This is a genomic window from Streptomyces sp. NRRL F-5630 (assembly GCF_000719475.1).
Taxonomy (GTDB): domain Bacteria; phylum Actinomycetota; class Actinomycetes; order Streptomycetales; family Streptomycetaceae; genus Streptomyces.
Window position 1 is genome coordinate 18,045 of sequence record NZ_JOGO01000073.1, and the last position, 10,727, is coordinate 28,771.

The window sequence follows — 10,727 nt, forward strand, 5'->3', positions numbered from 1 at the left end:
GGCCTACGTGCGCGCGAGGCCGCCCGGGCGCCCCTTTCCGGGGCGCCCGGGACTGCTCCGTCCGGCGGCGCGCGCCCTCACACTCGGGCGGTGGTCGCCGGCCCCTGTTCCGCCGCCGCGAGCGCCGTGCGCCGTCGCGCCCGCCGTCGCGCGGCCTCCGCCGCGTCGAGGACGGGGACCGCGTCGAGGAGGCGGCGGGTGTACGGGTCGGCGGGGTCGGCGTAGACGCGGTCCACCGGGCCCTCCTCGACGAGCCTTCCCGCCCGCAGGACGAGGACGCGCTCGGTGACCTGGCGGACGACGGCGAGGTCGTGGGCGACGAAGACGAGGGCCAGGCCGAGTTCGTGGCGCAACTCGTCGAGCAGCGCGATGACCTGGGCCTGGGTCGTGACGTCGAGTGCCGAGACGGCCTCGTCGGCGAGGAGGACGGCGGGTTCGGGGGCGAGGGCGCGGGCGATGCCGACGCGCTGGCGCTGGCCGCCGCTGAACTCGTGCGGGTAGCGGTCGTAGTGGGCGGGATCGAGTCCCACGCGGGTGAGGAGGGCGTCGACGCGGGCGCGGATGGCGCGCTCGTCGCGGTCGCCGCGGGCGCGCAGCGGGTCGGCGATCGACTCGCCGATGCCGCGGCGCGGGTTGAGCGAGGACGCCGGGTCCTGGAAGACCATCTGCACGGCGGGGCGGCGCCCTTCGCGGGCCGCCGCCGCGCCCCCGTACGCGACGGTGCCCGCGCTCGGTTCGAGGAGCCCGACCAGCATGCGTCCGAGGGTCGTCTTGCCGCTGCCGCTCTCGCCGACGATGCCGACGCTCTCGCCGGGCCGCACGGTGAGCGAGACCCCTTCGAGCGCGGTGACGGCGCGGGGCCCGCGCCCGTACACCTTGGTCAACTCGCGTGCGGTGACGAGGGGTTCGCCCTCGGGCGCGCGGGTGCGGGCCGCGGGCCCGTCGAGCCGGGGGACGGCGCCGAGCAGGGCGCGCGTGTACGGCGCGCGGGGCGCGCCCAGCACGTCGCGCACCGGCCCGCGCTCCTCGACGCGCCCCTGCTTCATGACGAGGACGTCGTCGACGCTGCCCGCCGCCACCCCGACGTCGTGCGTGACGAGGACGAGTCCGAGCCCTTCGTCGGCGCGCAACTCGTGGAGCAGGTCGAGGATCTGGGCCTGCACGGTCACGTCGAGCGCGGTCGTGGGCTCGTCGGCGACGAGGAGGCGCGGCGCGCAGGCGAGGGCCATCGCGATGAGGGCGCGCTGGCGCATCCCGCCGCTGAACTCGTGGGGCCTGGAGCGGGCGCGCCGGGCGGCGTCGGGGATGCCGACGCGGTCGAGGACATCGACGGCGCGGGCGCGCGCGGCCCGCCGCGAGGCGCCGCTGTGCAGCCGGTGCACCTCGGCGATCTGGTCGCCGATCGCGTGGTACGGGTCGAGCGAGGAGAGCGGGTCCTGGAAGACCATCGCGACGGTCCCGCCGCGCAGCCGCCGCAGTGCGCGGTCGGGGGCGGTGAGCACGTCGGTCCCGGCCAGGCGCACGCTGCCGCCGACGCGGGCCCCCGTACCGCGGTGGAGGTCGAGGAGGGCGTACGCGGTCGCGCTCTTGCCGGACCCGGACTCGCCCACGATGCCGAGCGCGCCCCCGGCGCGGAGGCTGAAGGAGACGTGGTCGACGGCGCGCAGCGCCCCGAAGTCGACGGTGAGTTCGCGGACATCGAGGAGGGGTTCGTCGGAGACGGTCATGCGAGGGTCACCCGTCGGTCGGCCACCACGTACAGGACGTCCGCGACGGCGTTGGCCAGGACTACGAAGAAGCCGATCACCAGGACGGCGCCGACGACGACCGGCAGGTCGGAGACCTGCACGGCCTGGACGAGTGCGCGGCCGAGCCCGGGGATGCCGAAGAGCGACTCGGTGAGGGTCGCGCCGCCGAACATCGTGCCCACGTCGAGCGCGCTCATCGCGATGACGGGCGCGAGCGCCCCGCGCAGCGCGTGCCGCACGACGAGGGAGCGCTCGCTGACGCCGTAGGCGCGGAAGGTGCGCACGTGGTCCTCGGCGAGAGTCTCCAGCATCGCGCCGCGCGTGAGCCGCGCGTACTTCGCCGACTCGATGAGCGCGAGCGAGAACCAGGGCAAAACGAGGTTCCACGCCCACTGCTCGGGGTCCTGCCCGAAGGGCACGTACGTCGGGAAGGGCAGCCACTGGAGCGTGGAGCAGAAGACGATGATGAGCACGAGCCCGATGACGAAGACGGGCGTGGCGGTCCCGGCGAGCGTGATGCCGGTGAGGACGCGCTCCGTGGGCCGCCCGCGCCGCCAGGCGGAGAGGATGCCCGTCCCGACGCCGAGGATCAGCCACAGCACGAACGCCCCGACGACGAGCGAGCCCGAGACGGGCAGTTTGTCGGCGACGAGCGAGGTGACGGGCTGCCCGCTGCGGTACGACATGCCGAGGCAGGGCGCGCCGCAGTGCTCGCTGCCCGTGCCCGTGGAGTAGTCGCGGCCCGCGAAGACGCCTTGGAGGAAGTGCCAGTACTGGGCCCACACGGGGTCCCCGAGGCCGAGCCTGTCGTGGACCTGGGCGACCTGCGCGGGCGAGCAGCGGGGGCCGCAGATGGTCTGCGCGACGTTCCCGGGGATGACGTAGAAGAGCGCGTAGACGAGGGCGGAGAGGAGGAGCAGGACGAGGAGCGCGCCGACGAGTCGCCGGACCAGGAAGCGGGTCACCGGGCGTCCCCTTCGTCGTCGCGCGGAGCGGGCACGGGGGCCTGCGCGCCGGTGCGGGGCGGGGCCGCGTCCGGCGCGCCGGTATCCGTCCGGGCCGCGTTCCCCGCCCGGCCGCCGCGCAGTCGCCCGCGCAGCTTCCGGGTGCCCGTCGCGAGCCGGGACTCGGCGCGCGGGTCGAGTGCCGTGCGGACGCCCTCGCCGAGGACGGTGAGCGAGAGGACGGTGAGGAAGAGCAGCCCGGCGGGCAGCAGCAGGTAGGTGGGCGCGGCCTGGTACCAGGTGTTGGCGTCGGTGATCATCTGGCCCCACGAGGGCGTCGGCGGGATGATGCCGACCCCGAGGAAGGAGAGCCCGGCCTCGGTGATGATGTTGCCGGGGAAGAGCAGCACGGTGTAGCCGATGACGGGTGCGGCGAGCGAGGGCAGCAGTTCGCGGCGCGCGATCTGCCACGTGTTCCAGCCGCTCAGTCGTGCCGCCGCGACGTGGTCGAGCGCGGCGAGCGACTTGGCCTGCGCGCGGACGATGCGCGAGGTCCCGGTCCAGCCGATGAGGCCCATGATGAGCGCCAGCAGCACGGCGCGGGGCAGGAAGCCGGGGGCCACGGCGAGCAGGGCCAGGGCGAGGATGTTCATCGGAAGGGCGACGGTGATGTCCGTGACGCGGCTGATGAGCTGGTCGACGAGCTTGTTGCCGAGGGCGGCGGCGAGGCCGAGCCCGACGCCGAGGATCACCTGGATCGTGGTGGCGAGGAAGGCGATGCCGAGCGAGACGCGGGCGCCGTAGACGAGGCGGGCGAAGAGGTCGCGGCCCGTCTGCGGTTCGACGCCGAGCCAGTGGCCGCCGCTCACGCCGCCGAAGGAGCCGATCGGTACGCCGCCGGTCGCGGAGTCGATGAGCGAGGGGTGGTACGTCGTCGGGTCCTGGCCTTCGAGCGCGGTGAGCAGCGGGGCGAGGACGGCGACGAGGACGAGGAGCAGGACGACGCAGGCCGCGAGGAGCGCCGAGCGGCGGGCGCGCAGGCGTCGCCAGAAGGTGCGGGCCCCGGGCGCGGGCCCGCCGGGGGCCCCGCCGCCACCGGCGGTGAGGAGTGCTTCGGACATGGTGAGGGGTACCGCCGTGATCGGGGGTGGGGAGGACGGGGCGGGAGCGCGGGGGACGGACGGGCCGAACGCCGGTGCGCGGCGTCCCGGCCCGTCCCTCCCTTCGCGCGGCGCTACTTGACGGCGACCTGCGAGATGTCGAGCACACCCGTCCAGTCGCTGATCACGACGTTCTTGACGGCGGTGCCGACGAGGCGCTTGTAGACGGGGTGGAAGAGCGGCACGATCAGGGCCCGCTCGCCGATCTTCTTGTCCAGCGCGCCCCAGCGCCTGGCCGCGGCGTCGAGGTCCGTGACCTTGTTGATCTCGTCGATCTCCTTGTTGACCGCGGGGTCGTTCAGGCGGCCGGAGTTGAAGTTGTAGCCGTCCTTGACGATCTGGCGGCCGTCGAAAACCGGGCCGAGGAAGGGGCCGCCGGAGGGCCAGTCGGCGCCCCACCCGGCGAGGAAGGCGCCGGGCTGGGTCTTCACGCTGTAGACGGTGTCGCTGTAGTCGCTGGAGTCGAGGCCCTTGAGGCGGACCGTGATGCCGGCCTTGGCGAGCGCGTCCTGGAGGGCGGTGGCGACCTCGGGGCTCGTCGCGAAGTTCTTCGCGTTGTTGTGGTAGAGCGTGACGGTGAGGCCCTTGGCGTAACCGGCCTCCTTCAGCAGCTCCTTGGCCTTGCTCGGGTTGCCGCTGTCCCCGGCCGGGAAGGGGTCGTACTTCGTGTAGCCGAAGGACTTCTGGTCGGGCAGGAAGGTCGTGGCGGGCTCGGCGAGCGCGGAGCCGCCCGCCGCGTTGACGACGGAGGTGCGGTTGACGGCGTAGGCGACGGCCTCGCGGACCTTCGGGTTGTCGAAGGGCTTCACCTTCGGGTTGAAGGCGAGGTAGTTCGTGTAGCCGAAGTGCCCGGTGCCGACGCGCGAGGCGAGCTTCTTGTCCCCGGTGACCTTGGCGAGTTCGGCCGGGCCGAGGTTGGTGTCGGTGGTGATCGCCGCGGCGTCCTCGCCCACACTGGCCGAGAGCCGCTGGTTGATCACGGCCGAGTCGAGCCCCGAGCGGACGTCGATCTTGTCCGGGTACGCCTTGCGCTGGTCGTCGGTTGCCGCGGACCAGTGGGGGTTGCGCGCGAGGGTGATGCGCTCGCCGTCGTTCTCGTTCGAGACGACCTTGTACGGGCCCGAGGAGACCGGGTGGTTCTCGTACTTCGTGCCGGTGTCCTTCTTCTTCGGCACGGGCGCGAACTGCGTCTGCGTGGCGAGGAAGGGGAACTCGCCCTCGGGCTTGTTGAGATGGAAGACGAGGGTGAGGTCGTCGGGCGTCTCGATCGAGTCCAGGCCCTTGCCCTTGTCCTTGTACGGGCCCTGGTAGTCCGCGCCGCCGATGAGCCAGTCGCGCAGGTACGGGGCGCCGCCCGAGAGCTCACCGGCGAAGGAGCGCTCGATGCCGTACTTGATGTCGGCGCTCGTGATGGGCGAGCCGTCCTCGTACTTCAGGCCCTTCTTGAGGTGGTACGTCCACACCGTCGCGTTCTCGCTCGGCGTCCCGGTGTCCGTCGCGAGGTCGGGCACGACCTTCGAACCGGCGGCGCCGTTCTCCCGGGCCCGCGTGGTGAGGGTGCGGAAGACGAGGGAGGGGACGTTGCCGCCGCCGGAGGTGTAGAGCCGGGCGGGGTCGAAGTCGGTGGTGGGCTGCGCGTTGAGGACGGTGAGGGTGCCGCCCCGGTGCGGGGCGCCGCTCGCCCCCGTACCGCCGCCCTTGGCCGAGCCGGAGGAGGGGGAGCCGCTGTCGTCGGGACCGCAGGCGGCGAGGCCCCCGGCGAGGACGAGGCTCACGACGAGCGCGGCGGTCCCGCGCGTACGGAGGGATCTGCGGGCGGAGCCGGGCAGGGGGGAACGGGACATGCGGGATTCCTTGGACGGGCGGCCGGCACGACGGGCCGGAGCGGGGCGCTCCGGGGTGGGAGAGGCGCGCGTCCTGGAACAGGGCAGGGCGACAGGGGTACGACCCGGAGCGTGGTGGGAGAGACCGAAGCGGGGCCGCGGAAGAAGGCGGCGGGCGTCGGGGGAACGCGGGGTCAGAGACAGATGATGTCGGCCACGCACAGCGCGGTGACACCGATGAGCGCGAGCTCAAAGGCGTACTGCGGCGTCATGCGGGCGTTCGACATGCGAAAAAATATGATCGATACACGAACAGGTGTCAAAGCGAGACCGGTCACATCCGGACCCGGACCGGCCTCGCACACGGCCTGACTCCCCGTCAGTCCTTCGGGAACGGCCACGAGTTGGGCAGGCAGGTGATGCCGTCGTGGTCGAGGAACTTCGTCTGCTGCTGCATGACGGGCGCGAGCTGCCCGTCCCGGGTGCAGCTGACGTGGTTGTGCCCGAGCCGGTGGCCGACCTCGTGGTTGATGAGCATCTGCCGGTACGGGTGGATCGCGTCCCCGTACGTCGTCGAACCCTGAGCCCAGCGGTAGGCGTTGATCATGACGCGAGGGGTCGCCGCGGAGTCGCAGGAGACGTTGTCGACGGTCGTGTCGAGCCCCGATTTCGCGCACCAGTCGGCGGTCGTCCCCGGGCTCGCGAGGGTCACGACGAAATCGGGCCGCCCCTCGGAGATCCGCTGGAATGCACGCTGCCGCCCGTGGGCCCAGCTGCGGTCGTCGTTGAGCGTCTTCTGCACGGCGTCGGCGAAGAGCTGGGCGTCGAGCCCGAGCCCGTCCTCGACGTCGACGCGGTAGCTCAGCAGCCGCGCGCCCTGGCGCGGGGCCCGCGCGCTGCCGGGGACGGTCGTGAAGGTCCCTGGCCCCTCGGCGTCGGCGGCGAGCGGATACGTACGGCCCATGAGCTCGTCGTACGTGGGCGGGGCCGGGGGCGAGGGGCGCTCGCTCGGCACGGACCGCTTCGCGTCCACGGAGGGCGAAGCGGCCTGCGCCTTCGCGTCGAGCGGCGCCGCGCCACCGTGCTGCTGCCCGGAGACGGCGACCGCGAGCCCGAGCGTCAGCGCGGCGGCGCAGGCCCCGGCGAGGAGCCGCCCCTTGTGCCCGCCGCTCCCGGCCCCGGCCGTGCCCGCGGGGCCGCCGCCCGCGCCGTCCCGGCCGTCCGCGTCCTCGCCGCCTTCGCCGCCCCCCGTGGAGGCGGCCGGGGGCGGCGCGGTCCTGGTACGGGGCGTGAAGAGGTCGACGTCGTCCTCGTCGTCCGCGCGGGGCTGGGCGCCCTCGGCGCGCGCGGGGGAGGCGGGGGCGCCGAAGGGCCGGTCGAAGGCGTCGAGGTACTCGCGCCGGGGACCTTCGTGCGCCACGTCCTCGGGGTCCCCGGCACCGAGCAGCCCTTCGCTCACACCGGGCCGCGCGGGCTCGGGGGCCTCGGGGTGCGGGCCGCGCACGGAGGAGGCCGCGGGCCGCTCGGGGGGCAGGGGCTCGCGGAACGCCGGTCCCCCGGCCACCGCGCGCGGCGCGGGGACCGGAGCGCCCTGGGCACGCGGCGCCGCGTCGGAGACGCCCTGGGCCGGGACCTCACGGGATCGCGCGCGAGTGGCCTCGGGGGACGGCGGCGCGGGGGCAGCGCCCGGCGTACGGTTCTGCGGGTTCGGCGGACGGCGGTGTCGTCCCACGCGGTCCCTCGGCTTCCTGTCTCGCGCTGTCGTCTCGCTGTCTCCCGGGCCCGGGTCGTCCGAACTCGGCGTCGCAGCCGGGTTCCTGACTCGGCGTCAGCCCCCCCGGCACCTGGCCCGGCACCGGCACCCGGTGGTCCGCGCCCCGTCCGGCGGCCCGTCCGTCCGCGGAGCACGCTCCTCCCCGCACGCTACGCGCGCCGCGGCGGCTTCCGCGCCACCTGAGGCCGTGTGCGCGACACGGGTCGGTGTACGCGGGGCGGGGGCCGCGCCGCTCCGGGCAACGTAGCCGCCGTACGGGGCGAAGTCGCCGCATTCGCGGAAAGCGCCCCCTACCGGGCAGGGAGCACGCTACCCGGCCTTCTCACTCGGCCGGCCCGCTCCGTCCCACGTGCGCGCGGATCGCCTCCGCGACGGACTCGGGGTATTCCATCATCGCGACGTGCCCGGCCTCGGGCAGGGTCAGCAGCCGCGCGTCACGGAACGACCTGGCCGCTTTGCGCGCCATCCGGTACGAGACGAGCTGGTCACGGCCACCGTAGACGAGGAGCGTGGGGGCGAGGACGCGCTCGGCCTGGCGCCACAGACTGTGCTGTCCGCCGAGCGTGTACGCGTTGACGATCGCCCGCGCCGAGCGCGTCATCGCGTCCCAGAAGTACGGGAGCGCCAGGCGCCGCTCCATCTCGGTGACCGCCTGCCGGAACCCGGCCTCGTCGACGCGCCCGGGATCGCCGTAGCAGAGCGCGAGCACGCCCCGTACCCGGTCCTCGGCGGTCCAGTCGCGCGAAAGGCGGCTGAAGAGCGCGGTGACGCCCGGGACGGCGAGCAGCGCGGTGGGCACGGCGCTGCGCTGCACCCGTATCTCCGGCAGGGCGGGCGAGATGAGCGTGAGGGTGCGCACGAGGTCGGGGCGCGCGGCGGCGACACGCGTGGCGATGGCGCCACCCATCGAGTTGCCCACGAGGTGCACGGGACCGCGCCCGCCCGCCTCCAGGAGCGCGACGACGGAGCGGGCCTGCGCCGAGATGCCGTAGTCGCCGTCGTCGGGCGGCGGGGAGTCCCCGAAGCCCGGCAGGTCGAGCGCCTCGCCGTCGAGGTCCTCGCGCAGCAGCCGCAGGAGCGCGGACCAGTTGAGCGAGGAGCCGCCGAGTCCGTGCACGTACAGGGCCGGCGGCAGTCCCTCGCGCGCGGGCGGTACGGAGCGCACGGCGAGCGTGCGGCCCGGCAGGTGGCGGGTGCGCAGCTCCTCGTCGGCGGCGAGAGGGACGGGGCTCACCCGGGGTTCGGCGGCCGCGGGCAGGGAAAACGGTTCCGGGGACACGCGGCCATGTTACGAGAGGGTCACGCCCGGGGCGCCTGTGCGGGCGGTCACACCAGGGAACGCGTGGGACGTACCCTGACAATCAGGACGAGGGCCGCGATCCGTGCCCCGTCCGCTCCGTGTCACCCGGGCTGGAAAGGCGAGTGCCATGACGATCGATCCGCAGGAACCGCGAGCCGAGACGCCTCCGGTCGACCCGGAGGAGCCGGTGGCCTTCGAGTCCGAGGCGGACCCGGAGGAGCCCGAGACCTTCGAGGCCGAGGAGGAGGAGCACCCCCCGCTGGAGCGCAAGGAACACGAGGCGGTGGACGAGGCGGACCGCGCGGAGCAGGAACTCGTCGTGGAGGAGGACGAGGAGGAGTACCGCTGACCGCCCGGCCCGCCCGGACGCCCCGGGGCCCCCGTACCGGTGACGCCGGTTCCGGGGGCACCCGGGCGGGCCGCGTACCGCCCTACCGCCACCAAACCCGTCCCTATCGCCTCGACAACGCTGTGACCAGCACAAAGCCTCTGTCCGACTGGTGAAAAGCCCCCGCAGGGCGCGCGCAGGGCGGTTACCGAAAAGTACGATGGCGGGCGCGGGCACCGTTCCGCGAAGGCAACGAACCTGGGAGGCGGCGTGAGCGCCATCGAGCAGACAGAGGCAGCGCGCCCGAGGGGCACCCGGCTGCCCCGCCGCGCGCGCCGGAACCAGCTCCTCGGCGCGGCGCAGGAGGTCTTCGTCGCGCAGGGGTACCACGCGGCGGCGATGGACGACATCGCCGAGCGCGCCGGGGTGAGCAAGCCGGTCCTCTACCAGCACTTTCCCGGAAAGCTCGACCTGTACCTCGCGCTGCTCGACCAGCACTGCGAGGCGCTGCTCCAGGCGGTGCGCGCGGCGCTCGCCTCGACGACGGACAACAAGCAGCGCGTGCTGGCGACGATGGACGCCTACTTCGGCTACGTCGAGGACGAGGGCGGCGCCTTCCGGCTCGTCTTCGAGTCGGACCTGACCAACGAGCCCGCGGTGCGCGAGCGCGTGGACCGCGTCACGGCGCAGTGCGCGGAGGCGATCTGCGACGTCATCGCGGAGGACACGGGCCTCTCGCGCGACGAGTCGATGCTGCTCGCCTCCGGTCTCGGGGGCCTCGCACAGGTCGTGGCCCGCTCCTGGCTGCACAGCGACCGCAGCGTGCCGCGCGACACGGCCGTCCAGCTCCTCGCCTCCCTCGCCTGGCGCGGCATCGCGGGCTTCCCGCTGTACGGGAGCGAGCAGGCGCAGGGCGACTGAGGCGAGCACCACCCGGCGGCGGGCATCCGGCGACTGAGGCGAGCACCACCCGGCGGCGGGCGGCGGGCAGCCGGCGACCGGCGGCGCGGGGTGGTTCCGCGCCCGCCTCGTACGGGGCCGCCTCGCGCTTGTTCGCTCAGGGCGTGCCGGGCTCCGCTCAGCGGGGTCCCCTCGCCGGGCTAATGTGGGCGCGTACGGCGCGCTGTGTCGCGCACATCGGTGACCGTCGGAGGGACATAGCCGTGGAGGTCAAGATCGGGGTGCAGCACGCGCCGCGCGAGATCGTTGTGGAGAGCGGGCAGAGCGCCGACGAGGTCGAGAAGGCCGTGGCCGACGCGCTCGGCGGCACGTCCCCGCTGCTGAGCCTGGAGGACGACAAGGGCCGCAAGATCCTCGTCCCCGCCGCGAAGCTCGCGTACGTGGAGATCGGCGAGTCCACTCCCCGCAAGGTGGGCTTCGGCGTCGCCTGAGCCCCCCACCGGCCGGGCGCTCAGCCCGGCACATGCGGGCATCCAGCCCGCTCAGCCCGGCAGACCGGGCGTTCCGGAGGCGGTCCCCTGAGGGGGCCGCCTCTGGCATTTCGGGGGGATGGTGGGGCTTGTGATTCCGGGGCTTGTGCTGGGCGACGGTTGCGCTCGCTGGTCGTTTGTTCGCTGGGGGACGGCGGGTCGGCAGGGGCGACGGTGGGGGGCGCTGGGGACTTGGGGAGCCGTGGGGCGGGACCTTGGG

The 10,727-nt window shown here is 74.1% G+C and carries 10 protein-coding genes; 3 read left to right on the plus strand and 7 right to left on the minus strand.

Annotated elements, in window-relative coordinates; translation table 11 throughout:
* Positions 1–77: 77 nt before the first annotated feature.
* The 7 genes from IF99_RS0125270 to IF99_RS0125300 form a co-directional block, all read right to left on the minus strand.
* Positions 78–1,727: a dipeptide ABC transporter ATP-binding protein gene (locus IF99_RS0125270; protein ID WP_030999680.1), complete on the minus strand. Its 1,650-nt coding sequence runs from the start codon at positions 1,725–1,727 to the stop codon at positions 78–80.
* Positions 1,724–2,713, minus strand: a complete 990-nt coding sequence (locus IF99_RS0125275; RefSeq protein ID WP_030999682.1) for an ABC transporter permease — start codon at positions 2,711–2,713, stop codon at positions 1,724–1,726. Before IF99_RS0125275 ends, IF99_RS0125270 begins: the two co-directional genes overlap by 4 nt.
* Positions 2,710–3,813, minus strand: a complete 1,104-nt coding sequence (locus IF99_RS0125280; RefSeq protein ID WP_030999684.1) for an ABC transporter permease — start codon at positions 3,811–3,813, stop codon at positions 2,710–2,712. The genes IF99_RS0125275 and IF99_RS0125280 overlap by 4 nt, the downstream gene beginning before the upstream one ends.
* A 113-nt stretch (positions 3,814–3,926) precedes the next feature.
* Positions 3,927–5,696, minus strand: a complete 1,770-nt coding sequence (locus tag IF99_RS0125285; RefSeq protein ID WP_030999686.1) for an ABC transporter substrate-binding protein — start codon at positions 5,694–5,696, stop codon at positions 3,927–3,929.
* Between the two features lie 173 nt (positions 5,697–5,869).
* Positions 5,870–5,962 (minus strand): Ms4533A family Cys-rich leader peptide, encoded by a 93-nt coding sequence (locus IF99_RS35635; protein ID WP_324604392.1) that lies wholly within the window; start codon positions 5,960–5,962, stop codon positions 5,870–5,872.
* A 92-nt stretch (positions 5,963–6,054) separates the two neighbouring features.
* Complete coding sequence (locus IF99_RS0125295; protein ID WP_030999688.1) at positions 6,055–7,407, minus strand: DUF3152 domain-containing protein; 1,353 nt, start codon at positions 7,405–7,407, stop codon at positions 6,055–6,057.
* A gap of 364 nt (positions 7,408–7,771) precedes the next feature.
* Positions 7,772–8,728, minus strand: a complete 957-nt coding sequence (locus IF99_RS0125300) for an alpha/beta fold hydrolase (protein WP_030999690.1) — start codon at positions 8,726–8,728, stop codon at positions 7,772–7,774.
* A gap of 148 nt (positions 8,729–8,876) precedes the next feature.
* Here IF99_RS0125300 and IF99_RS0125305 point away from each other — a divergent pair, with 148 nt between their 5' ends.
* The 3 genes from IF99_RS0125305 (at position 8,877) to IF99_RS0125315 (ending at position 10,468) form a co-directional block, all read left to right on the plus strand.
* A complete protein-coding gene (locus tag IF99_RS0125305; RefSeq protein WP_030999692.1) occupies positions 8,877–9,098 on the plus strand; it encodes a hypothetical protein in 222 nt (73 codons plus the stop codon).
* 249 nt (positions 9,099–9,347) lie between these two features.
* The gene (locus IF99_RS0125310; protein ID WP_030999694.1) at positions 9,348–9,998 is read left to right on the plus strand and encodes a TetR/AcrR family transcriptional regulator; all 651 of its coding nucleotides are present in this window, start codon (positions 9,348–9,350) and stop codon (positions 9,996–9,998) included.
* Positions 9,999–10,240: 242 nt separating this feature from the next.
* Positions 10,241–10,468, plus strand: a complete 228-nt coding sequence (locus IF99_RS0125315; protein ID WP_030999696.1) for a DUF3107 domain-containing protein — start codon at positions 10,241–10,243, stop codon at positions 10,466–10,468.
* Positions 10,469–10,727 lie beyond the last annotated feature (259 nt).